The organism is Flavobacterium kochi, assembly GCF_048286715.1.
In the GTDB taxonomy this organism is placed as follows: Bacteria; Bacteroidota; Bacteroidia; order Flavobacteriales; family Flavobacteriaceae; genus Flavobacterium.
The window spans coordinates 112,714-138,016 of the sequence record NZ_JBLVPW010000012.1 but is presented as its reverse complement, the minus strand read 5'-3'; the positions used below and the strand labels follow the sequence as shown (position 1 = coordinate 138,016).

General features: G+C 38.5%; 22 protein-coding genes. 8 read left to right on the top strand and 14 right to left on the bottom strand.

Annotated features, from left to right (window positions below; translation table 11 throughout):
- Positions 1 to 5: 5 nt before the first annotated feature.
- From ACNQGH_RS12405 to ACNQGH_RS12340, 14 genes are all read right to left on the bottom strand, one after another.
- Positions 6 to 1,472, bottom strand: a complete 1,467-nt coding sequence (locus ACNQGH_RS12405; RefSeq protein ID WP_417956329.1) for a tagaturonate reductase — start codon at positions 1,470 to 1,472, stop codon at positions 6 to 8.
- Positions 1,473 to 1,534: 62 nt separating this feature from the next.
- The gene (locus ACNQGH_RS12400) at positions 1,535 to 2,206 is read right to left on the bottom strand and encodes a bifunctional 4-hydroxy-2-oxoglutarate aldolase/2-dehydro-3-deoxy-phosphogluconate aldolase (protein WP_417956328.1); all 672 of its coding nucleotides are present in this window, start codon (positions 2,204 to 2,206) and stop codon (positions 1,535 to 1,537) included.
- Between the two features lie 11 nt (positions 2,207 to 2,217).
- Positions 2,218 to 3,240 (bottom strand): PfkB family carbohydrate kinase, encoded by a 1,023-nt coding sequence (locus ACNQGH_RS12395; RefSeq protein WP_417956327.1) that lies wholly within the window; start codon positions 3,238 to 3,240, stop codon positions 2,218 to 2,220.
- Between the two features lie 23 nt (positions 3,241 to 3,263).
- Positions 3,264 to 3,614, bottom strand: coding sequence for a cupin domain-containing protein (locus ACNQGH_RS12390; protein WP_417956326.1), 351 nt, complete (start codon positions 3,612 to 3,614; stop codon positions 3,264 to 3,266).
- 30 nt (positions 3,615 to 3,644) lie between these two features.
- On the bottom strand, positions 3,645 to 5,045 hold the full coding sequence (gene uxaC / locus ACNQGH_RS12385; protein ID WP_417956325.1) for a glucuronate isomerase: 1,401 nt from the start codon (positions 5,043 to 5,045) through the stop codon (positions 3,645 to 3,647).
- 17 nt (positions 5,046 to 5,062) lie between these two features.
- Positions 5,063 to 5,848, bottom strand: coding sequence for a gluconate 5-dehydrogenase (locus ACNQGH_RS12380; RefSeq protein WP_417956324.1), 786 nt, complete (start codon positions 5,846 to 5,848; stop codon positions 5,063 to 5,065).
- A gap of 6 nt (positions 5,849 to 5,854) precedes the next feature.
- On the bottom strand, positions 5,855 to 6,691 hold the full coding sequence (gene kduI, locus ACNQGH_RS12375) for a 5-dehydro-4-deoxy-D-glucuronate isomerase (protein WP_417956323.1): 837 nt from the start codon (positions 6,689 to 6,691) through the stop codon (positions 5,855 to 5,857).
- A gap of 179 nt (positions 6,692 to 6,870) precedes the next feature.
- Positions 6,871 to 7,863, bottom strand: coding sequence for a Gfo/Idh/MocA family protein (locus ACNQGH_RS12370; protein WP_417956322.1), 993 nt, complete (start codon positions 7,861 to 7,863; stop codon positions 6,871 to 6,873).
- A gap of 120 nt (positions 7,864 to 7,983) precedes the next feature.
- Positions 7,984 to 9,519 carry an aldehyde dehydrogenase (NADP(+)) gene (locus tag ACNQGH_RS12365; RefSeq protein WP_417956321.1) on the bottom strand — a complete coding sequence of 512 codons (1,536 nt, stop codon included), beginning with the start codon at positions 9,517 to 9,519 and terminating at the stop codon, positions 7,984 to 7,986.
- A 79-nt stretch (positions 9,520 to 9,598) separates the two neighbouring features.
- A complete protein-coding gene (locus ACNQGH_RS12360) occupies positions 9,599 to 10,522 on the bottom strand; it encodes a 5-dehydro-4-deoxyglucarate dehydratase (protein WP_417956320.1) in 924 nt (307 codons plus the stop codon).
- 33 nt (positions 10,523 to 10,555) lie between these two features.
- Entirely contained in the window at positions 10,556 to 12,112 is a 1,557-nt protein-coding gene (gene garD / locus ACNQGH_RS12355) for a galactarate dehydratase (RefSeq protein WP_417956319.1), read from the bottom strand.
- 1 nt (position 12,113) lies between these two features.
- A complete protein-coding gene (locus tag ACNQGH_RS12350) occupies positions 12,114 to 13,547 on the bottom strand; it encodes a GntP family permease (protein WP_417956318.1) in 1,434 nt (477 codons plus the stop codon).
- 238 nt (positions 13,548 to 13,785) lie between these two features.
- Entirely contained in the window at positions 13,786 to 15,159 is a 1,374-nt protein-coding gene (locus ACNQGH_RS12345; protein ID WP_417956317.1) for an MFS transporter, read from the bottom strand.
- Positions 15,160 to 15,627: 468 nt separating this feature from the next.
- Positions 15,628 to 15,765, bottom strand: a complete 138-nt coding sequence (locus ACNQGH_RS12340) for a hypothetical protein (RefSeq protein ID WP_417956316.1) — start codon at positions 15,763 to 15,765, stop codon at positions 15,628 to 15,630.
- A gap of 54 nt (positions 15,766 to 15,819) precedes the next feature.
- Here ACNQGH_RS12340 and ACNQGH_RS12335 point away from each other — a divergent pair, with 54 nt between their 5' ends.
- The 8 genes from ACNQGH_RS12335 to ACNQGH_RS12300 all read left to right on the top strand — a co-directional run bounded on the left by ACNQGH_RS12335 (position 15,820) and on the right by ACNQGH_RS12300 (position 25,218).
- Complete coding sequence (locus tag ACNQGH_RS12335) at positions 15,820 to 16,968, top strand: ABC transporter substrate-binding protein (RefSeq protein ID WP_417956315.1); 1,149 nt, start codon at positions 15,820 to 15,822, stop codon at positions 16,966 to 16,968.
- The gene (locus ACNQGH_RS12330) at positions 16,965 to 18,110 is read left to right on the top strand and encodes a CaiB/BaiF CoA transferase family protein (protein WP_417956314.1); all 1,146 of its coding nucleotides are present in this window, start codon (positions 16,965 to 16,967) and stop codon (positions 18,108 to 18,110) included. Before ACNQGH_RS12335 ends, ACNQGH_RS12330 begins: the two co-directional genes overlap by 4 nt.
- Before the next feature lie 2 nt (positions 18,111 to 18,112).
- Complete coding sequence (locus ACNQGH_RS12325) at positions 18,113 to 19,252, top strand: CaiB/BaiF CoA transferase family protein (RefSeq protein ID WP_417956313.1); 1,140 nt, start codon at positions 18,113 to 18,115, stop codon at positions 19,250 to 19,252.
- Positions 19,252 to 20,475, top strand: a complete 1,224-nt coding sequence (locus tag ACNQGH_RS12320; RefSeq protein WP_417956312.1) for an ABC transporter substrate-binding protein — start codon at positions 19,252 to 19,254, stop codon at positions 20,473 to 20,475. The genes ACNQGH_RS12325 and ACNQGH_RS12320 overlap by 1 nt, the downstream gene beginning before the upstream one ends.
- Before the next feature lie 5 nt (positions 20,476 to 20,480).
- Entirely contained in the window at positions 20,481 to 21,554 is a 1,074-nt protein-coding gene (locus ACNQGH_RS12315; protein WP_417956311.1) for a Gfo/Idh/MocA family protein, read from the top strand.
- A gap of 18 nt (positions 21,555 to 21,572) precedes the next feature.
- Positions 21,573 to 22,013, top strand: coding sequence for a MaoC/PaaZ C-terminal domain-containing protein (locus ACNQGH_RS12310; RefSeq protein ID WP_417956310.1), 441 nt, complete (start codon positions 21,573 to 21,575; stop codon positions 22,011 to 22,013).
- Between the two features lie 22 nt (positions 22,014 to 22,035).
- On the top strand, positions 22,036 to 23,367 hold the full coding sequence (gene fucP / locus ACNQGH_RS12305; protein WP_417956309.1) for an L-fucose:H+ symporter permease: 1,332 nt from the start codon (positions 22,036 to 22,038) through the stop codon (positions 23,365 to 23,367).
- A 69-nt stretch (positions 23,368 to 23,436) separates the two neighbouring features.
- Entirely contained in the window at positions 23,437 to 25,218 is a 1,782-nt protein-coding gene (locus tag ACNQGH_RS12300; RefSeq protein WP_417956308.1) for an L-fucose isomerase, read from the top strand.
- The last annotated feature ends 85 nt before the right edge of the window (positions 25,219 to 25,303 follow it).

Below are 25,303 nucleotides of genomic sequence, written 5' to 3'. Positions count from 1 at the left end.
TATAATTATATAATGATTGACTTGTTTTCATATTGCTTGTTAAAATTAACAAACCCCTGTTCAATACCGTTACTCTCAATTTCATTCAATGCGAGAATCAAAGCTGCTGACAAACCATTTACTTTTGACAAATCTTCACCCCAAAAATCAGTATTTTGAAGCGTTTGTTGCACTACTTGTTCGGTGTTTTGAGATTTCCAAATTTCCTGGAAAAAAGTTGTAATATCACTGCTGTCATCTACAGGTAAAGCCTGTCCTTTCCAAGACCCCTGATAGAAACGAATTAAGCAGGCAAATGCAAAAGTTAAATGCGCCGGTACTTTGTCGTATTTTGAAATATATCCCAATACACTTGGCAACACTCTTACTTTAAATTTCGAAATAGAATTTAGCGCGATACTTGATAAATTATGTTTGATAAAAGGATTTCTAAAACGATCCAAAACTTCCTCAGCAAAACTGTCCAATTCCGCTTTATCCATTGCGATAGTTTCATTAATCTCGTCAAAAATAGCTTTATTGATAAAACCTCCGGTAAACGGATTATCAATAGTTTCCTTAACTGTTTCGTTACCATATAGAACTGAAAACGGAACCATGGCCGTATGCGCACCATTCAGTATTCTTACTTTTCGAGTTCTGTAAGGTTGCATATCTGCAACAATTTTTACATCAAGATTTGTTTTGTGGAATGGTAACTTTTCTTTCAAAGCTGCTCCACCTTCAATTACCCAAAGGAAAAAAGTTTCGGCAGTAACAATTAAATTATCAACATAATCCAATTGTTTATTGTATTCCTCAATTTCAGTTCTTGGATAACCCGGTACAATTCTATCTACCAGCGTATTATGAAAGGTATTACTCTCCAGAATCCAGCTTTTAAATGCCGATTCCAATTGCCAATCATCACTGTATTTTAGGATAATTTCCTTTAAGGTATCCGCATTGTTATTAATCAATTCACAAGGAATGATAGCAAGCCCTTTTGCTGCATCTCCATTAAAATGTTTGAACCTTTCATACAAAAGAACAGTTAATTTTGCAGGATAAGAACTTGGCGGCTGCATGGTCGGCGTATCAGTGCTTACATACGCTATTCCGGATTCCGTCGTATTTGAAATAATAAATGCTAATGCTTCTTCTTTGGCTAAAGCCAAATAATCATTGAAGTTCGTATAGGGATTAATACCGCTAACAAGGTTAGTAATTAGCTTTTTTTCTTGAATTTCCTGGCCTTTTGTCAGCCCTTTCATAAACAAAGTATACAATCCGTCCTGATCGTTCAGCATATTTACCATTCCGTTCTCAATAGGCTGTACCACTGCAATACCGGCATTAAAATCCACGGTGTCGTTCAGCTCCTGAAAAGCATAATCGATAAAAGCTCTCAAAAAATTACCCTCGCCAAATTGAACAATTTTAATGGGAAGTTTATTTTCTAATCCTATATTTTTTCTATTTAATTTTTCCATTTTATTAAATAATTCGGTTTATATTTTTTTATTTTGAACAGGCTTTAGCGCTAATTCTTCTTTTATTTATTTCTGATTTTATCTATTATAGCTAAGGTCTCTTGTACTTTCAGCTTCAGTCCGTCAAAATCTTTATTGGCCAAAATGGCATTAGAAATCAATTGGGAACCAATCCCTACACAGGTTACACCAGCTTCAAACCAGCCTCTTAGGTTTTCTTCCGAGGTGGAAACACCTCCGGTAGGCATGATGCTTGTCCAGGGACAAGGTCCTTTTATTGCCTTTATGAAATTGGGTCCGTAGATATCTCCAGGAAATAATTTTACAATCTCACAACCCAATTCTTCTGCTCTCGCTATTTCAGTAAGTGTACCACAGCCCGGAGACCACAATACTTTTCGACGATTACAAGCAATAGCAATATCTTCTCTTAAAACCGGAGTGACGATAAAATTAGCTCCCAATTGCATGTAAAGTGAAGCCGCCGCCGCATCAGTTATAGAACCAACGCCCAAGATCATTCCCGGTAATTCTGCTAATGCATATTTATTAAGCGCTCCAAAAATCTCAAAAGCAAAATCACCTCTACTGGTAAATTCCATTAGACGTGCTCCACCATCGTAACAGGCTTTTACAATTTTTTTTCCTAGTTCCACATCGGTATGAAAAAACAAAGGAACCATTCCCGTTTTTGCCATTACACTTGCTACTTCTATTCTTGAATATTTTGCCATAATTTTTTTATTTATCTTGAAACTAATCCGGCGGAATCACCATCTAGCATATTTTCAACTTCTTTTAAGGTAACTAAATTATAATCTCCTGCTATGGTATGCTTTAAACAACAAGCCGCAACTGCAAAATCCAACGCTCTTTGATCATTATTGGGATATTCCAATAAACCATAAATTAATCCACCCATAAAAGCATCTCCACTGCCCACACGGTCTACCACGGGAGTCACTTCTTTTACAGCTGCATTATAAATGGTTTTTCCGTCAAACAAAATACCTCCAATTCTCTGATGAGAAGCACTTACGGAATACCGTAAGGTAGTGGCCACTGTTTTTAGGTTGGGACATAATTCAAACAACTTAGTATACAGCGCGGGAAGTGTTTTTTCGTCCTGATAATTGGGATTTACTTTCGCTTCTCCCAACATAAAATAAGCCGTATCAATATCTCCCAAAATCACACTACTGTAAGACAACAGTTCAGGCATCACCTCACTTGGCGTTTTACCGTATTGCCATAATTTAGACCTGTAATTTAAATCGCATGAAATAGGCAAGCCCAATTGATGCGCTATTTTAACCGCTTCCAGGCAGGCTTCAGCTGCGCTCTGTGATATGGCAGGTGTAATACCGCTCCAGTGAAACCAGGTCGCTCCTTCTAAAACTTTTTCCCAATCAATAGCCCCCTTTTCAATGGTTGCCATAGAACTATGGGCACGGTCATATACTACATTGCTCCCTCTGGTCCCTGCACCGGTCTCCAGAAAATAGATTCCCAAACGTTCTCCTCCATAAATTATATTTTTAGATTCTACGTTCATTTTTCGCATTTCCTTTAACGCGCAGGTACCTATTTCATTATTGGGTAACCTTGTTACAAACTCCGCATTTACACCATAATTAGCTAAAGAAACAGCCACATTAAACTCACCTCCACCATAGGAAGCTGTAAATGCTTTTGCCTGCTCAAAACGCAAATGCCTTTCTGTTGAAAGACGTAACATTATTTCGCCAAAAGAGACTACTTTATTCATTATATATAAAATTAAATGTTTGTCTATTTTATAAAATCTTCTCTTATAGGACTAAAAACGTCTATAAGAATCCCTTCTTCCAGGCACACAACACCGTGTATTTTATCAGAAGGAATATAAAAGGAATCTCCTTTTTTTAATATTCTTGTTTGCTCTTCAATAGTTACTTCAAATGTACCGGCGGCAATATGGGTAACCTGAGCGTGATGATGATGATGCAAAGAACCTATTGCTCCTGTGTCAAATTTAACATTGACCATCATAATCCGATCATCAAATCCCACTATTTGACGCTGCACCCCTTCTCCCACAACTTCCCATTCTGTCTCTTCTTCTTTAAAAAAAAGATTGCTTTTTACCAAATCGTTCCACATCACTATAAGATTATCGTCTTCGTTTAATCCTTAAAACTTGAAATATTCTTTGGCGTTGTTATAACTGATATCTGAAACCATTTTACCAATCCACTCCATGTCATTTGGAAGTTCGCCTCTTTTAATTTCATCTCCTAAAAGATTACAAAGAATACGTCTAAAATATTCATGTCTTGGAAAAGATAAGAAACTTCTTGAATCAGTTAACATTCCAATAAAACAACTAATCAATCCCATATTAGAAAGTGCATTCAATTGTTTAGTCATTCCGTCTTTCTGGTCCAAAAACCACCATCCGGAACCAAACTGTACTTTCCCCTTAACGCTTCCATCATTAAAATTTCCAATCATCGTAGCCATCACCTCGTTATCAGCAGGGTTTAGGTTATAAATAATTGTCTTTGTCAATTTATCTTTACTGTCTAAAGCATTTAAAAAACCGGATAATTTTTGAGCCTGTGGATAATCTCCAATAGAATCCCATCCTGTATCAGGTCCTAAAATTCTATGCATGCGCGCATTATTATTTCTTAGCGCCCCCAAATGGAACTGCTGAACCCATCCATATTGATGGTAGGTTTCACTTAAAAACAATAAAATAGCACTTTGAAACTTTAAAGCTTCCTCATTACTAATTTCCTGATGCTCTCTTTTCTTTTTGAAGATCGCATTCACTTCATTTTCTGTAAAGTTTTCAAAATAAATCTGATCCAATCCATGGTCACAAAGTTTGCAGCCATTTTTATCAAAATATTCAATTCTGTTTTTTAGGGCAGTACACAAATCAGCATACGAATTAACCGTTACACCTGCTGCTTCACCTAAAGTATCCACGTAGGAGTTATACCCGTCATTTGAAATCAAAATAGCTTTGTCGGGTCTAAAAGCGGTACTGACTTTAGTTTCAAAAGAACTTTTTGCCAGTTGCTGGTGAAATGCTAAGGTATCAATCGGATCCTCAGTCGTACATACGAATTCCGCATTTACTTTTCGAAGCAAATTCTGAGTACTATACCCCGGAGAGTTTATTTTTTCTGAAGCTTCAATATAAATTTTCTCTGCAGATTTCTCGTTCAATAAATCATAAATATCAAAATAACGCGCCAGTTCTAAATGCGTCCAATGGTATAATGGATTACGCATGGTATACGGAACTGTTTTGGCCCAATTCATAAACTTATCTTTATCCGAACCATTCCCTGTGATAAATTGCTCGCTTATTCCCAAAGTTCGCATCGCACGCCATTTGTAGTGATCTCCATTTATCCATACTTTTGTAATGGTATCGAAAATGGTATTTTCAGCAATATGTTGTGGCGATAAGTGGTTGTGATAATCAATAATAGGCAGATTTTTAGAATAATTATGATATAATTCTTCAGCGTATTTATTCTCTAATAAAAAATTGTCGTTTATAAATGTTGTTGCCATTCTAAGTTTTTAAAATATTAATTTTCATTTGAAGGTTTTCCGATCGTAGCTAAAATCCCACCATCAACATATACAATTTGTCCGTTGACAAAATCACTCGCTTTTGACGCCAAAAAGACAGCAGCACCTGCTAAATCTTCTGGATTACCCCAACGCGCAGCTGGTGTTCTATTAATTATAAAATCGTTAAATGGATGTCCGTCTACACGAATAGGTTCCGTTTGTGTTGTTGCAAAATAGCCTGGTCCTATACCATTTACCTGCACATTATATTTTGCCCATTCGGTGGCTAAATTTCGGGTAAGCATTTTCAAACCTCCTTTTGCCGAAGCATAAGCACTTACATTGTTCCTTCCTAATTCACTCATCATCGAGCAAATGTTTATTATTTTTCCGCTTTTGCGATCAATCATCCTTCTCCCGATCAATTGAGACATAATAAATGCTCCGACTAAGTCTACATCAATTACTTTTCTAAAATCTGCGACGGACATGTCTACGGCTAATTCTCTTTTTATAATTCCGGCATTATTAACCAAAATATCTATTTCACCATCATTTTTTATAATATTTTCAACCTGTTCAGCAGCTCCTTTTTCATCAGTAATATCAAAAATATAGCCTGTTGCCTTATATCCTTTATCATTCAGATACGCCAGCGCCTCTTCTAGTTTTTTTTGAGTTGTACTGCTAATCACTAACTCAGCTCCTGCCTGCGCAAGACCTTCAGCTATAGCTAATCCCAGACCATGAGTTCCGCCAGTGATTAAAGCTCTTTTATTTGTTAGATTAAATAAATTCATCTTTAATTATCTTAATTCATTAGGTTGACAAATATCCATATCGCTATAATCTAAATTTTCTCCGGCCATTCCCCAGACAAAAGAATAATTGGAAGTTCCCGCACCAGAATGTATGGACCACTCAGGAGACAGAACCGCCTGATGGTTTTGCATAAAAATATGTCTTGTATTTTGAGGTTCCCCCATAAAATGACAAATCGTTTGTGGCGCCTCTATGTCAAAATAAAAATAAGCTTCCATGCGTCTGTTATGCGTATGAGAAGGCATTGTATTCCAGACATTCCCCGGAAGCAATTCGGTAAGCCCCATTTGCAACTGACAGGTTTCCACTATACTGTTCACTATTAGTTTGTTTAAAACTCTTCTATTAGCTAATTTTTCTTCACCCAGCTGAATCACTTCAGCATCCTCTTTTCCGATTTTTTTGTTTGGAAATTTTTTGTGCGCCGGCGCCGAATTAATATAAAATAAAGCCTGCTCCTCTTTTGCACTGGAAAAAATAACTTCCTTACATCCCTGACCTACATAAAGCGCTTCTTTTTTCTGTAAATCATAAGGCACTCCGTCAACCGTCACCGTTCCGTTTCCTCCCACATTTATAATTCCCAATTCTCTTCTGTCTAAAAAGTTTTCAGATTTCAAATACGGAATTGTTTCCAATTTCAAACTGCCACCAACTGGCATTATCCCACCAACTATATACCTATCATACATAGAATAAGTCAATTGGATTTCATTGGCAACGAATAACTTTTCAATTAAAAATTGTTCTCTCAACTCGTTTGTTCCATATTTGTTTACGTCCGTAGGATTTGAGGCGTATCTAAAAGAAAAATTTGTCATAATAAATAGTTTATGTAATCGATTGCACAAATATACTTTATAATTGCATTAATTTATATTTTTTTATAAAAAAAAATGTTACAAATGTAAAAAAAACAACATAATTAGTTTCATTTGATAAAATTTAAAGGAAATTATTTACAATTTTAAGATAAAAACAACGCAATAAACAAGTTACATTAAATATTTCTAATAATCCTGTCCATAATCCAGCTGGTGTGTAATCCTGATTGTCCAGTGGAAGGATGCTCCCTGTTTCCAGACAAATGCTCCCGCATATTTTCGACATGATACAGCTGAACATTTTCCGGATGTTTTATAACCAATTCAATCTGACTCTGTTTAGTAGTCATCCGAATTGGTTTTTCATCAAATACAGCAAACTCTATCTTCCCTTTAGTCCCCACAATCTGAACATGATCTTCCTCAATCCCTGAACCAAAATTCCAACTGCCGGTTCCTGTAATTCCGGATTCATGTATCCAGCAGGCTGCTATTGCATCATTTGCAGAATACAATTGCTGCTGATTAACACTAAAACCAGATACGTCTTTTATAGCGCCCAGCAAGTGTACAAACAGGTCCAGACCATGACTGGCTAAATCATCAAAATAGCCACTTTGGGCTACTGCAGCATCTGTTCTCCAATTGTAATTCCCCGATAAATCAATATCGGATGCTCCCTTATTTAAATTCCAGCTGATGCTTCTGACAGTGCCAATTTCATTCGCATCAAGCCATTTTTTCACTTCATTAAATCGGGGCAGGGAACGCCTGTAATACGCCACAAATAACGGGATATCCTTTTCCTTAAATGCATTGTAAATTGTCAGGCTATCTTCATAAGTGGGGGCCATCGGTTTTTCAATACAGCATGGTTTTCCGGCCTGGGCGACTTTAAGCGCATAAAATTTATGAGAATCAGGCGGAGTGGCAATATAAATCGCATCAATTTCGGGATCATTAATCATACTATCAGCATCTGAATAGTATTTCTTAATCCGATGTCTTTTTGCATAATCCGCACTTTTAAGAGCATCTCTTCTCATTACGGCTGAAAGCTCAAATCCTTTGGTTTTCTGATAGGCTGGTCCGCTTTTGATTTCAGTGACATCACCACAACCAATTATACCCCAATGAATTATTTTTGATTCCAGTTCTATATTGTTCATCCGTTTTTATTTAAAATTATACGATCCCATTAAAAAAACAGGTTTAAAGAGGGTATTGCATTTGATTGGCACGTAACCTAAAAAAGGACAAAGCAGTCGCCTTATCCTTTTTAAATTTATTTACTTTTCCATAGTACCATTAATCATTCGCCAAATATGCAAGGGATTTTCATTTCTGAGTGCAACAGGCAAAAGTGTATCCGGGTAATCCTGATAACATATCGGTCTGGCAAAACGCTTGATTGCATTGCTGCCTACTGATGTTGTTTGAGAGGCTGTAGTGGCAGGATATGGCCCTCCATGCACCATGGAATGGCACACTTCTACTCCGGTAGGATAACCGTTAACAAGCAATCTGCCTACCTTTAATTCCAAAATATCGAAGAGTTCCTTAAATTCAGAAAAATCTTTGTCAGTGCCGTGAACAGTAGCCGTAAGATGTCCCTCAAGATTACTGGCCGCATCTAAAATATCTTGCTTTGATTGCGCTTCCACTACAACATTGGAGGGCCCAAAATTCTCTTCCGATAAAGCAGTATTCCCTAAAAAAGTAGCTATTGTTGTTTTAAAAATTCTCGCTTGAGCACTATTAAGTAAATCCACTGATTGTCCAATGGCAATTTCTTTTACATTGCTAATTTCCAATGTGCTTTTAATTTTTTTGTCATAGGCTGTGTGGATTCCCGCTGTTAACATTGTTGCAGCAGAGGCTTCCTTTATTTTAGCAATTAAGTCTGTAATAAATGTATCGGCAGCATCGGATTTCTGAACAAACGTCAAACCTGGATTAGTGCAAAATTGCCCGACACCCTGCGTTATGGAACCAGCCATTCCTGTTGCAATTGCTTCCGCTTTCTCCTTAAGGATGCCCGGCAAAATAAAAACCGGATTGGTACTTCCCATTTCCGCAAAAACGGGGATAGGTTCTGACCTTGTGTTGGCAATATCAAAGAGTGCTTTTCCTCCTTTAAATGAACCGGTAAATCCAACCGCTTTTATTCCTGGATGTTTCACTAAAGCGACGCCTACCTCATTGGTATTCCCTTGAATTAATGAAAAAATACCTTCAGGCATTCCGCACTCGTTTACAGCTTTTTCTATAGCGCCGGCAACCATCGCTGATGTTCCGGGATGTGCGGGATGCGCTTTTACAACAACAGGACAGCCTGCCGCTAGAGCGGACACCGTATCTCCTCCTGCTACAGAAAATGCCAAAGGAAAATTACTTGCTCCAAATACTGCTACAGGCCCTAAAGGCAATAACATATGTCGGATATCCGATTTTGGTAGCGGAGCCCTGTCCGGAATAGCCGTATCAATACGCGCATCTACCCAAGAGCCTTCTCTTACCACTGAAGCAAATAACTTTAATTGACCGATAGTTCTTCCTCTTTCACCTTGTAACCTTGCCAATGGCAATGCGGTTTCCAAATGACATCGTTCCAAAAGTGCATCACCAAGGTTTAAAATTTCCTCACCAATGCGCTCTAAGAAATCAGCTATGCTGTCTTTATCTTTCTTTCTGTAAACAGCAAAAGCCTGTATCGCTTTTTTTACTACAGTATCAATCTGATTTTCCGTTGAATTTATAAACTCCCCGTCCAATAATTCATTGTTCGTTGGATTTACTGCGTAGAATTTTTCGAGATTACTCATTTGTATTTTTTTATATGGTTTATCAACTTCTGACAACAGAACAGTCCTTACGGAAATTAGCTTTTCCGCCTGCTTTGTATTAATTCAGCAGTTCCTCTTCCTTATCAATAATTTTTTGAAGTTCCAATAATTCCTCTGGAGAAGGCATGATTAATGGAGCACGAACAGCTCCCGCACTTTTGCCTATTAATTGACAGCCCGCTTTAATCAAACTCACAGAATACCCTTGGTTTTTACTTCTTAGGCGAATAAAAGGAACGAAAAATTCTTTTACGATTCGATTTACTTTCTCCGTATCACCCGCGCGAAGCGACTTATAAAAGTGATTTGCCAGCTTTGGAACAAAGTTAAATACTGCAGAAGAATACGTATTTACCCCAATTGATAAATAGGCTTCCGAAATAATTTCTGCAGTAGGAACCCCACCAATATAAACCAAGCGATCTCCTATTGATTTAATGGTAACGTTTAATTCTTCTATGTTTCCGGTTCCGTCTTTCAAAGCAATGAAATTGGGACAGGCAGCTGCCAGTTTTTTTATTTGTTCGCCTGACAATACCCCATTGCCACGATTGTAATAAATCACAGGTAATTTTGTGTTTTGCATTATCGTTTTGGCATATTCCACTATTCCGCTTTGAGGACATTCCGTTAAATAAGGAGGCATCAGAAGTAAAGCATCTATACCTGCTGCTTCAGCAATTTTGGCAAATTCAATAGCTTCAGGAATACTTCTTCCAATACTTGAAACAGTGGGTACTCTCCCGTTAATAATTTTAGAAGTTACCCCTACAATTTGTTTGTATTCTTCCTTTGACAAGGAAAAGAATTCACCTGTTCCACCTGCAACAAAAACAGCCGAAACTTCATGGCTTACAAACCATTCCAATCTGTCTGCAAAAGTGACTGCATTAAACTGACCTTTTTCATCCATATCCGTTACTGGAAAAGATAATAATCCATCACGTAATGCATTTTCAATTCTTGTATACGATAACTCCATTGTAAATAATGTTTAAAAATTTATATTCAATTTCTAGGTCAACGGTCCCGGGTTAAACAAAACCAAATCATTGTGCAATCCCAATACGTCACAAGCAACCTGTTTTTTGCCGCTTGCTACTTCCAGAATTAAACTAAAAAGCTCCCAACCCATTTCCTCAATTGTCTTTTCTCCTGTAGCAATCCGACCCGCATCCAAATCAATTAAATCAAACCATCTCTGACTTAATTTAGAATTTGATCCGACTTTAATAACAGGTACCATCGACAAACCATAAGGTGTTCCTCTGCCAGTCATAAATACATGCATATTCATACCTGCTGCCAGTTGCAACGTTCCACAAACAAAATCACTGGCGGGTGTAGCAGCAAAAGAGAGTCCTTTTTGACGAATTTTTTCCCCAGGTCCAAGCACATCCACAATTGGACTTGTACCTGATTTAGCGATGGAACCCAAAGCCTTTTCTACTATTGTACTCAAACCACCCAATTTATTACCAGGTGTTGTATTCGCACTTCGATCTACCTGCCCTTGCAAAAGGTACTCATCATACCATTTCATTTCATCCAAAAGCGCTCTTCCTACTGTAGGATTTATGGTCCTTGGAACCAGCAAATGAATCGCATCCCTAACTTCGGTTACTTCAGAAAACATAACGCTTCCCCCGGCCCGAACGATTAGATCCGCTGCAAATCCTGCTGCCGGATTGGCGGTCAGTCCTGAAAAAGCATCACTTCCTCCACATTGCATCCCTACAACTAAATCTGAAGCAGGACAGGTTTCTCTTTTACGCTTGTTCAAACTTTTTAAATGGGCTTCAGCCGTTTTCATAATTCCTTTCACCATATCATTGAAGCCATGAAAGGATTCATCCTGCATATAGGTTATACTGGAATTTCCTCCCTCTTCACTGCTATTGATCGCGGGGCTGTTTTCAGGCAGAAGACTTTCGGGCCTTAATTTTTCACATCCTAATCCTATTATCATTATTCCTCCGCCAAAATTTGGATTTGTCGCAATATTCCTAATGGTCCTAATTGGAACAATAGCGGCAGGAGCATTTATAGCAACACCGCATCCATAGGAATGATTGAGCGCCACCACATCATCAACATTTGGATATAAGGGAAGTAATTCTTGTTTAATTTTCTTTACCAGATGTTCGGTCAAACCAGCCACACACTGCACACTGGTTGTAATACCTAAAACATTCTTCGTCCCGACGCTACCATCAGCATTTCGATAGCCCTCAAAAGTGTACCCTTCCAAAGGTTCAATCTCCGGTGTCATTGCATCAGGCATGGAAATAAATTGCAGATCAGGAGGATTGGGTAAGGACATCTTTGATTCATCTATCCATTCTCCATGCCTAATTGATTTATTGGCATATCCGATCGTTTGAGCGTATCGGATAATTGGTCCTCCATGGGCTATATCGCATAAGGCAACTTTATGTCCGGAAGGTATATATTGCAGTAGCGTTGTCCCGTCCTGAAGCAAAGTCCCCTCACCTAAACCGAGTGTATTGGCCACGATCCCAACATTATCTAATGGCGTAGTTTTAATTACTATGTTGTTAGTCACTTGCATTTTAAATAAAAGGTAAAAATTTTGAAAGAATCATAATTAGAATTAAACCTGAAAATCCCATAACCATTGATAGAAAAGAAAAATGACGTATCGTTTCCTTTTCTTCCATCGCACACATTTCAGTTACAATCCAGAAAGCACTGTCATTCATCCAAGTGAATATTTTAGAGCCGCACCCTATAGCTAAGGCGACATAAACAGCATTAAATTCAAGACCGGTACTCCCAATACCGCTCATAATACCTGCAGCGGTTACCATAGCAACCATTGCTGAACCTTGTACGGTTCGAACAGCGGCAGTTATAAAAAAAGCCAAGGGCAAAACGGCAACCTGATAACTTGCTGCCAAGTCACCTAAACTAATTCCGATTCCTGTCTGCTCAAGCATTTTTCCAAACACACCTCCTGCTGTTGTTATAAGGATAATCACTCCGGCACTACTTATCGATTCGGTGATGAATTTTTGAAATTTCTTAGTATCCTTTGTTCTGGACCATAATAAAAAGATAGCCACTGCTGAAGAAATAGCCAGTGCAATATTTGCGTCCCCCAAAACAGAAAAAATAGAAATCCAGTATTTTTGAAACGAACTTAAATTCGCCGGATTTGCTCCGCTGCTAATTTCAGAGAAAGCATTCGCGGTTATCAGTAGCAAAGGAAGAACAACCGGTAAAACAGAAATCCACAATACCGGTAACTCTGCATTGTCTTTTTCGGCCAGTGTTTTCAAATCTTCAACAGTGACATCAGCCGTATCTCTCATGGGTAAATCCCATTTTTTATTTGCCCAAAGTGCGTAAATGTATCCGCATAAACTGGTGAACAATCCAACAACAATTCCTCCGACAATCATTGTTCCCGTATCTACTCCCAGGGCCTGAGCCACAAACAGCGGACCCGCAGATGGCGGCACCAATGAATGAGCCATAACTCCTCCTGCAATTACCATCATTAAATAAAGACTGTATTTTTTAGGATTATGAATACCTAAACTTTTAATCAAAGGCAACATCAGATAAAAAACGGTTTGAAAAAACACAGGAATTGCCAGCAAAAAACTCCCGCTCATTAGTGCTAAAGAAGCATTCTTCTTGCCAAACAACCCTAAAAAACTACGTACAATACGCTCGGCACCACCACTTTTCATCAGTGAAGTTCCGATAATAGAACCTAAGGCAATCAAAATACCTATTTTCCCGCTGGTATTACCAAATGCATCAGCCAATCGCTTGCCAATTACTTCGTTTGAAAGCAGCTTTGCATCTTGAATTGACATCCCTTTGTGGGTCGCATATTCAAAAATAAGTGCCGGAGAAGTCAATAAACCAGTAACTAAGGCAGCCAGTAATAACGAAATTACGGCATGTAATTTTAACACAATTATGCAAAATAGAATAACTAAAGTTCCTATTAAAATGATAAAAATTGGGTCCATATGATGAATTAATTACTTTATTTATCTAAAATTCAATTGTTTCTGTCAGCTTCTTGCTCCAAATTTGATGCATTGAAAATTAGTGCGGCTCCAATTTTTATTTCAACCCATTGAATTGAATTTAAAAGGAGCCGCTCTTCTCAAAATAAAAGTATACGTTTAAATCCCGGAATACTTCCAAGTGCGTTATACGTTAGCTTTTTTTAATTATAAAAAAGCGGCTTGTAACTAAGTTGTACTACAAATCTCTAATTGGACTATATTTTGGGACTAAAAGTTTCATTACTCCCCAGGCTATAAGATACGCTACGGCACAAATAACAAACATGATCGAATAACCCGTCTGAATATGTCCCAGACCTTCATAATAATCAAATAAGGCTCCGCCCAGTTTTGTTACTAATACGCCCCCTATTCCACCGGCCATACCACCAATACCAATAACAGAACCAATCGCTTTCTTAGGAAACATATCAGAAACTGTAGTAAAGATATTTGCAGACCATGCCTGATGGGCAGAAGCACCGACCCCGATTAATAAAACGGGTATCCAAAAACTAATGTACCCCAAAGGCTGGGCTAACAAAACAACCATAGGAAAACAGGCTATAACTAACATCGCCTTCATTCTGCCGTCATAAGGCGTATATCCTTTTTTAATAAAATATACCGGAAACCATCCACCACCAATACTGCCGATCATCGTCATACTGTAAAGCACCGCTATAGGAAAGACAATATCCGTTTTTACCATACCGAATTGCGCTTCAAGATACTTTGGCAACCAAAACAAAAAGAACCACCAAATACCGTCAGTCATGAATTTACCAAATACAAATGCCCATGTCTGTCTGTAGCCTAATAGTTTAAACCAAGATACTTTTTCTTCATTTACATCTTCCTTAATTTCAACTTCAGCTTCATGCCCGGCATTGATGTAATCCAATTCTGATTTTGACAGTCTCTTTTGTTTTTCTGGCCTTTCATAAAATACAAACCAAAAAAACATCCACATAAAACCAACGGCACCAATTATAATAAAGGCGGATTGCCAACCCCAGTTCACCGCAATCCATGGAACGGTCAACGGCGCCAGTATCGCTCCGATATTTGATCCCGAGTTAAAAATACCCGTTGCGAATGATCTTTCTTTTTTAGGAAAATATTCCGCAGTCGCTTTAATTGCCGCAGGGAAATTTCCAGATTCTCCAAATCCTAAAACGGCTCTTGAAAGCATAAATCCAGCAATGGAAATAGGTACTGCACCAAGACCTACCCAGGTAAGAACGTTTGAAAACACCCCTCCAATCGGAATAGCATAGGCATGCATTATCGCCCCTAGTGACCAAATTATTATAGCAATAATATAACCCCATTTCGTACCCAATTTATCAATTAATCTTCCTGCAAATAACATTGAAAAGGCATATACGAATTGAAACACAGCAGTAATATTTGCATAATCACTATTACTCCAATTAAATTCTTTCGATAAACTTGGAGCTAAAAGACTTAATACCTGTCGGTCTAAATAGTTAATAGTGGTAGCAAAGAAAAGTAGCGCACAAATCGTCCACCGGTAGTTTCCAATAGCTTTGTTTGTTTCGTTCATAGTTTCAATTAATTATAGAAGGTTAAAGATTAAATGAGTTTTGATTACATCTTGCTTTGTAAAAGCAGTTGCATACTATTTGAACTTCCAATTAAAAATAAAATACTGTCCTTAAAATTAATCCATTAGGCCTCTTTTGACAGAAATTCCAAATTCAATTAGCACATAATGTAATCGATTGCACAAATATACTTTTTAATATTTATATTCCAAACTTTTTAAATATTATTTTAAATTTGCAACATAAATAAACATATAGTATAAAAAAAGTATTATTAAATTAAATATTTTAGAAAATAAATGTTAAAGATGAAATTTACATAAAAGCAGCTAATTTAAGCAATTTGGACTTCAACTAAAATTATATATTTGACAAAATCAGACAACTAAAACGCCTCATTTTTGCAATAAAAAAAGAAATTTAATCTTTTAAGAAGTAAAAAGCGATTTATTTTCCTTTTTCGCTTCCTATCCCCATAGCAGATCCGGAGCCTTTAAAAGGCTCGAAAACCAAACAAAAACAGTAACTCTTGAATGATAAAGTGTCACATTTACACTTGTAGGTGTTGTACAATCCAATCTTATCTCTACATTTGCAATTGTCATTTTGACTTTTTTACATTTATTGAGGGACTCTATAAACTAATTACAAGAAATAAAATGAAGAGATTAAAAGGAATAACTTGGAATCACACCAGAGGCTTGTTACCAATGGTAGCAACCGCTCAGCGTTTTACTGAACTAAATCCGGGAATCGAGATCAGCTGGGAAAAAAGAAGTTTACAAGATTTTGCAGATAGTTCCATAGACGATTTGGCCAAGCGATTTGACCTGCTGGTGATTGACCACCCGTGGACTGGTTTTGGCGCTCAGACAAATGCCATTTTGCCTTTATCGGAGTATCTCTCGTCAGCCTATATAAAAGACCAGGAAATTAATTCTGTTGGTCGCTCTTACGAAAGCTATGTTTTTAGCAATAAACTGTGGGCATTACCAATAGATGCTGCCACACCGGTAGCAGCGGCTCGATTGGATATTTTAGAAAAACAAGGATTAAAAGTTCCAGAAACTTTTGAAGATTTGTTGGCATTAGCTAAAAAAGGACTGGTTGCTTTTGCCGGCATCCCCATTGATTCGCTGATGAGTTTTTATATGTTTTGCTGTAGTCTTGGCGAAGCCCCTTTTCAATCTGAAAAAAAAGTGATTTCTCCCGAGACCGGAAAAAAAGCATTACAAATGTTTCGAGAATTGGCGCAATTAATGGACGCCGCTAATTTCAACAGGAATCCCATTCAGGTTTATGAAGCCATGGTAAACTCAGATGAAATAGCGTATTGCCCTTTTGCATATGGGTATTCCAATTATTCCAGAATAGGATACAGTAGAAAACTACTTCATTTTTACGATCTGGTACGGTTGAATGACCAACCTATGATTAGCTCATTAGGCGGAACCGGTTTGGCCGTTTCTTCCTTTAGCAAACATATTCCGGAAGCAATAAAGTATGCTGAATTCACGGCTTCTTCTTCCGTTCAGCAAAACCTATTTGCCGACAATGGAGGACAGCCAGGTCACTTGCAAGCTTGGAAAAGCGAACGAATTAATCAATTGACCCACGACTATTTTAAAAACACTTTACCAACCCTGCAAAGAGCGTTCTTACGTCCAAGGTACTCCGGACACATGTTTTTTCAAGATCATGCTGGTGATGTTGTTCGTGATTATTTGATCACTGGCGGGAACGAGGACTTCATTTTAGAAGAATTAAATACACTTTATGCGAAGTCTTTAAACTTACAAACGACATGAAACCACTCGAAGGATTAGTTGTATTAGAATTTTGCCAATTTTTGGCAGGTCCGTCAGCGGGATTAAAATTAGCCGATTTAGGTGCGCGGGTAATAAAAATTGAACGCCCTGTAAAAGGCGAAGCCTGCAGACAATTAAGCATCAAAGATCTTTTTGTTGACGAAAGCAGCTTATTGTTTCACACCATCAACAGAAACAAGGAATCATTTGCTGCCGATCTTAAAAACCCGGAGGATTTCGCTTTGGTAAAAAAACTCATCGCTAAGGCCGATATTATGACCCATAATTTTAGACCGGGTGTAATGGAAAAAATAGGTTTAACTTTTGGCGACGCCCTGGCCCTTAATCCCCGAATAATTTATGGTGTAATTACCGGATACGGACCTACAGGGCCTTGGGCTAAAAAACCGGGACAGGATTTACTTTTACAATCCCTATCCGGACTCAGTTGGCTGAGTGGCAGGAAAAGTCAAGGACCAGTTCCTTTTGGTTTGGCAGTAGCAGACTTAATGTGCGGAAATCATTTTGTTCAGGGAATTTTAGCTGCATTACTCAAAAGAGCAAAAACAGCGAAAGGAGTTTTGGTAGAAGTAAGTTTACTGGAATCCGTTTTGGATATTCAGTTCGAATCGATTACCTCATTTTTAAATGACGGAGGACAATTACCTGAAAGAGGAGCGACTAAAGGCAGCGCGCATGCTTATTTAAGTGCACCGTACGGGATTTATCAAACCCAAGATGGCTATCTATCGCTAGCCATGGGTGATTTACTTTTCATTGGGACACTTTTAGAAATAGATTTAAAAAAATATACCGATAAACACCAGTGGTTTTCTTCAAGAGATGAAATAAGAGCACTATTGAGTACCCGATTATACAGCCAAACCTCCGACTATTGGTTGGATGTACTGCAAAGCAAAGGGGTCTGGTGCGGAAAAGTATTGGATTACAAAGACCTCAACAGTCAGCCTTTTGTAAATGAGCTGCAACTGAAACAAACCGTAAAAAATTCAGCCGGAGAAACATTGGATACCACCAGAAGCCCTATCCGATTGGATGGTGAAATTTTAGTTCACACCAAAGCTGCCCCTAAAGTGGGAGAAGACAATGCAACCCTGTACGAACAATTTTTAAGCAATTAGAAGTGAAACCATTAGAAGATTATTTAATAGTAGATTTTAGCCAGTTTCTTTCAGGTCCATCGGCCAGTTTGCGATTAGCTGATCTGGGCGCTCGTGTCATAAAAATTGAGAAACCGGGTACGGGAGATATCTGCCGAACCTTATATACTTCTGATTTGATAATGAATGGAGAATCTTCCCTATTTCATACCATTAATAGAAATAAAGAATCTTTCGCCATAGATTTTAAACAGCCGGAAGCACTGGAAATATTAAAAAAATTACTGGCTAAAGCCGATGTAGTGATGCATAATTTCAGGCCCGGAGTAATGGAACGCGTGGGTCTAGGTTATGATGTTGTAAAAGAAATCAATCCTCAGGTAGTGTATGCGGAGATTTCCGGCTACGGAAACCACCCCGATTTAAAAGATTTGCCTGGACAGGATCTTTTATTACAATCTTTAACAGGCTTAACGTGGTTAAGCGGAAATCAAGATGATGGCCCGGTACCAATGGGCCTGTCCATTGTAGATATGCTTGCAGGAGCCCATTTGGCGCAAGGTATCTTAGCTGCATTGTACAGAAAAGCAGTTCATACTATTGGGGCATTGGTCCAAGTGAGTATGCTGGAATCTGCCTTTGATTTTCAGTTTGAAACCATAACTACCTATTTTAACGACGGTGGAGAATTACCCGTGCGAACAAAAAGCAACAATGCACATGCTTACTTAGGAGCTCCCTATGGCATTTATAAAACTACGGACGGATATTTGGCTTTAGCTATGGGATCTATCCCGGTTTTGGCTGCACTTTTAAAATGCGATGCACTTTTAGAATTTCCTGAGAATAAATTTACGTTAAGAGATGAAATTAAAAATATTCTAGCCACTCATTTAAGTACTCAGAGTACAGCATTTTGGCTCGGCATTTTGGAACCGGCAGATATTTGGTGCGCTAGTGTCCTAAACTACCAGCAGCTTTTTGCTGAAGAAGGTTTTACCATTTTAGATTTTGTTCAGGAAGTTCAGATGAACGATGGCTATTCGTACAAAACGACCCGATGTCCCATCAAAATAGACGGTGAATTTTTTACTTCAGGTAAAGGGTCCCCAAAATTAGGACAGGATAATGAGAAAATTTTAAAAGAATTTATTGACTGCTAATGGAAAAAATAAGAATCGCTGTTAGAAAATTCGGGCCTTTTGAAAGCACTTTACAAAAGCTATGGGACTTATTTTGTCTGGAAAACAACCTACGGATTGAAGTCGAAATGATTCCGTTAGAGTTGCATGACCTCTATGAGGAAACCATTACAAAAGCAGGTTTAAAAAATGGAAATTGGGACATTGCACACCTCAATACGGATTGGATATTCGATGCTGTAAATGAAGAAGCCGTTCAAGATTTAACGCCATTCATTGCTCAAAACGCCCCTCAAAATTATCCTGACGGCTGGCATCAGTCGTTGTTGAATTTACAGCAAATCAATAATGGTACGTATGGATTGCCTTTTCATGACGGTCCGGAATGTTTGATTTTCAGAAAAGATTTATTTGAAGATACAACAGAACAACAAAATTTCAAAAAGCGATTTGGCTACGAACTTCATCCTCCAAAAACATGGGAAGCATACACCCAAATAGCGGAGTTTTTCAACAGACCCGAAGAAAACCTGTACGGATGTGTTTTTGCCAATTATCCTGACGGCCACAACATGGTCTTTGATTTTTGCTTACAGTTATGGACAAGGGGAGGATCAATATTAAATGCTCAAAATAAAATTGACATTAACCAGCCCGCAGCAGTGGAAGCTTTAGAGTATTACAGAAATATAGTCCATAATGAAAATGCTGTTCATCCCAATTCAAAAGATTTCGGTTCCGTAGAAGCAGGAATGGCTTTCGCAAAAGGAGAAGCCGCAATGGCAATCAATTGGTTTGGCTTTGCATCGATGTGTGAAGTGATCGACGAATCAAAAGTAAAAGGCAAAGTAGATATTACGGAACTTCCCCATGACAACAACCATAAAACGGCTTCGCTTAACGTGTATTGGTTGTATACTATTGGAGCAGGAAGCAAGCATCAAAAGCTGGCATTTGATTTTTTAAGATTTGCCACCACCCCGGAGGGAGATAAATTACTGACCCAAGAAGGAGGAATCGGCTGTCGCAAATCCACCTGGAATGATCCTGAAATTAATGAGACTATCCCCTTTTATCACAAATTGGGAATGCTTCACGAACACGCTTTAACCTTACCACAGACCCCAGTTTGGCCAAAAGTAGCCGAACTGATCGATCAGATGGTACTTAAAGCACTACAGAGTGATTTTTCATCTGAAAAACTCCTGGAAGAAACCCAAATTACTATTCAAAAAATTATTTAAAAAATATGAATATCCCGTACCAACCATTATTACCTAAAACGCAACAACCAATAATCATTATTGGAGCCAGTGGCATTGTGAAAGATGCCCATTTGCCTGCCTATGAAATGGCTGGGTTTAAAGTTTTTGGTATTACAAACAGAACGCTTTCAAAAGCACATGATCTTACTCAGAAATTCAAAATAGAGCATGTTTTTGAATCTGTTGCCGATGCGGTAAAAAATGCCCCACCAAACACTGTTTATGACATTACAGTGCTACCCGATCAATACATAGAAATATTAGAACAATTGCCAGATGGTGCTGCAGTTCTTATTCAAAAACCGATGGGCAATGATTTAGCGCAGGCCCGCGCAATTGTAGCGGTTTGCGAAAGAAAAAAATTAGTGGCAGCGATAAATTTTCAATTGCGTTTTGCCTCTTATGTAAGTGCGGCCAGACATCTGATCAGCCAAGGAATTATTGGAGAACTCTATGATTTAGAATTTAAAGTTACCGTCAATACCCCTTGGGAATTATTCCCGCTTATTAAAGAACATCCAAGGTTAGAAATACTTTTTCATAGTGTTCATTACATTGATTGTATTCGTTCCTTTTTAGGAAACCCTAAAAGTGTAATGGCAAAAACAGCCAAACATCCGTTAAAAAAATTATCTTCGAGTAGGTCCAGCATTATTTTGGATTATGGCGAAACGATGCATGTGGTCATCAATACCAATCATGATCATCACTTTGGCCCTAAGTACGAAGAAAGCTATATTAAATGGGAAGGAACAAAAGGTGCTATTAAAGCTAAAATGGGCTTGTTGATGAATTATCCTGACGGATTACCAGACCTGTTTGAATATGCGCTACCCATTGAAGGAAATGAAAAAGAATACGAATGGAAAAAAATTACACTGGAAGGCTCCTGGTTCCCGGAAGCCTTTATTGGCACCATGTCAAATCTGATGCGTTTTAAAGAAGGCTCCGACCAAAAATTGCATACAAGTGTGCAGGACATATTAGAAACCATGAAAGTGGTTGAAGCGTGTTATATTAGCAATAAAAATGGCGGCGTTTCACCAGATCAATTATAATATATAATAATTAAACCTATGTATTTTAAATCAACATTTTTCGAAGAGTATCAGATTAACGATAAACGAGTAACATTAGGCAGAACCATTACCGAAACCGATTTTGTAGTCCATGCAGGCCATACGGGCGATTTTTTTCCGCATCACATGGATGAAGAATGGTGTAAGACGCAGCCTTTTGGTCAGCGCATTGCACATGGGACCATGGTTTTTAGCATTGGCATCGGGTTAACAGCATCCGAAATTAATCCGGAAGCATTTTCCAAAGGATACGACCGTCTGCGATTTGTCAAACCAGTACATATAGGCGATACTATTCATTCAGAAATTACAATTTCCGAAAAAGGAGATGCAAAAAAACCCGAAATGGGTACTGTAACTGAGCATGTAGCAATCATTAATCAAAAAGGTGAAGTGGTGTTAGTCTGTGATCATTTATTATTAGTTAAGAGGAAATAACCTTAAAAATCTAAATACTACCATGCAAGTAACAAATCAAATTGGCGATCAACATGAAGTGCCATCGGAAAAGGGAGCGGGAGCAAAATACCTTTTACCTTTTATCTTAATTACCAGCTTATTTTTCCTTTGGGGAATGGCACACAATCTCGATTCCATTTTAATTCCGCATTTAAAAAAAGCGTGTGAATTAAACAACCGTCAATCAACATTGATCGATACATCCGTGTTTTTTGCTTATTTTATTATGGCAATTCCGGCCGGAATGCTGATCAAAAGATTTGGCTATAAAAACAGCATCATTATCGGTTTGTTGGTTTTTGCAACAGGAGCCTTTCTTTTTGTACCGGCCGCAAATACCAGAACCTATGAGTTATTCTTATTTGCTTTATTCGTGATTGGTTGTGGTTTAACTATTTTAGAAACCAGCGCCAATCCTTATGCTGCGATTTTAGGCCCACCGGAATCTTCCTCTAAAAGATTAAATCTTGCTGCCTCCTTTAATGGTCTGGCAGCTATGGTTGCTCCAATTGTAGGCTCCTTGTTTATCCTGTCCGGAAAAACAAATACTCCGGAACAAATGGCTGCAATGCCCAACACAGCAAGAGCGGCCTACTTATTAGAAGAAGCTTCCGCTGTAAAATTGCCCTATATTATCTTAGGAAGTATATTGGTTTTGGTTGCCATCTTGTTTTACTTTATGCATTTGCCTTCGATGAAACCGCAACATACAGAGGTGGAGATCAAGCCCGGTTTTTTCTCTGTTTTAAAATTTTCTCATTTAAGCTGGGCAGTTGTTGCGCAATTCTTTTATGTGGGAGCCCAGGTTTGTATAACGAGTTTTTTTATACGCATAGCAGAACAAGGTGCAGGCTTAGACGAAAGAACCGCTGGATATTACCTTGGGATTTATGGCTTTCTGTTTATGGCAGGTCGATTTATCGGAACTTTCTTTTTACGATTCGTCAAAGACTCGGTGCTACTTTCTATCTATTGTGTAATAAGCGTTTTCCTTTGTTTGGTTGCCATTTACGGAACAGGAATTTATGTTATTTACGCCCTGGGCGGTATTGGATTTTTCATGTCAATCATGTTTCCAACTATTTTCTCCTTGGGTCTGGTAGGATTAAAATCTAATACAGAGACCGGTTCGTCCTGGTTGGTTATGTCTATTGTAGGCGGTGCGATACTTCCTTACGGAATGGGAACGCTAATCGACATGAAACACGATGATATTCAAGCCGGATATATCATTCCTTTAGTTTGTTTTGTAATAATCCTTTATTTTGGAGTATTTGGACATAAAGTAAAACAACCCGCTTCAAGTCCACTAACGGAACAACAAACTATTTAAATAACACACCATATTTACCATAGAGTTAAACAGAAAACAAACGAGAAACTAGAAATTAAAAATAATACAATGAATTATAAAAATTTAATTGGACAGTTACCAAAAATAGGAATACGACCTGTAATTGACGGAAGACTGGATGGCGTTAGAGAATCTCTTGAAGAATCTACGATGAATATGGCAAAAATCGCCGCTGATTTCTTGGAAAAAAACCTAAGACATGCCGATGGCAGCAAAGTGGAATGTGTTATTTCGGATTCTTGTATTGGTGGTGTTGCAGAAGCTGCTGCTTCCGCCGATAAGTTTTCGAGAGAAGGGGTTGGCTTGAGTTTAACGGTAACACCTTGCTGGTGTTATGGTAGCGAAACCATTGATATGGATCCAACGATTCCAAAGGCAATTTGGGGTTTTAACGGAACCGAACGCCCGGGAGCCGTTTATTTGGCCGCAGCTTTAGCGGGCCATAATCAAAAAGGGATTCCGGCATTTGGTATTTATGGCAGAGATGTACAGGATAGCGATGACACCAGTATTCCTGAGGATGTTCAAGAAAAATTATTGCTTTTCGGTAAAGCTGGTTTGGCAGTGGCAACAATGAAAGGGAAATCATATTTATCCATGGGAGCCGTTTCTATGGGAATAGCCGGTTCCATCATTGACCCTAATTTCTTTGAAAGCTATTTAGGAATGCGTTGTGAAAACATTGACATGACTGAATTTTCACGAAGAATTGAGCACGAAATCTACGACAAGGAAGAATATAAAAAAGCCTTTGCCTGGACGAAAGAAAAATGCAAAGAAGGAAAAGATTACAATCCGGAGAACCGACAAAAATCAAGAGCAGCTTTAGACAAGGATTGGGAATTTGTGGTCAAAATGGCATTAATTGGTCGTGACTTAATGATTGGAAATCCTAAATTAAAAGCATTGGGGTATGGCGAAGAAGCGTTGGGAAGAAATGCAATCTCGGGTGGTTTCCAAGGCCAGAGACAGTGGACAGACCACCTTCCAAATGGAGATTTCATGGAAGCCATTTTAACCTCATCCTTTGACTGGAATGGCATCAGACAGCCTTTTATGCTCGCTACGGAAAACGACAGCTTGAACGGTATTTCAATGTTGTTTGGTCATTTACTGACTGGTGCAGCCCAAATTTTTAGTGATGTCAGAACCTATTGGAGTCCCGAAGCAGTGAAAAGAGTTACCGGTCACGAACTGAAAGGAGACGCTGCAAACGGTTTTATACATCTTATTAATTCTGGAGCCTCGGCACTGGATGGGACAGGTGAACAAACCATAGATGGAAAACCAGCTATGAAACCCTGGTGGGATATTACAGAAAGTGAAGCGGAGAAATGTTTAGAAAACACCACTTGGGGTCCCGGAATGCTGGAGTATTTCAGAGGTGGTGGCTATTCTTCCACTTTTAAAACTAAAGGAGAAATGCCGGTAACCATGTGCCGAATCAATATCGTGAAAGGCATTGGACCCGTATTGCAAATTGCCGAGGGAAAAACCATTGCACTTCCTGAAGACGTGCACAACACCATCAACGAAAGAACCAATCCAACCTGGCCGACGACTTGGTTTGTCCCAAACCTGACAGGCAAAGGACCTTTCAAAGATGTTTACAGTGTCATGTCTAATTGGGGAGCCAATCACGGTGCCTTCACTTACGGACATATTGGAGCTGATTTAATTACTTTGGCTTCCATGCTCCGAATACCGGTAAACATGCACAATGTTCCAGAAGATAAAATTTTCAGACCAAGTGCCTGGGCTTCTTTTGGTATGGATCCAGAATCTTCAGACTATAGAGCCTGCAGTACTTACAAACCATTATATGGATAGAAACTGATGATTAATTGGGGCGTTACCACAAGGGCCGGGTTATACGCTATATCTTTTATTTCGCTCCGCTACATAAAAGTATGCC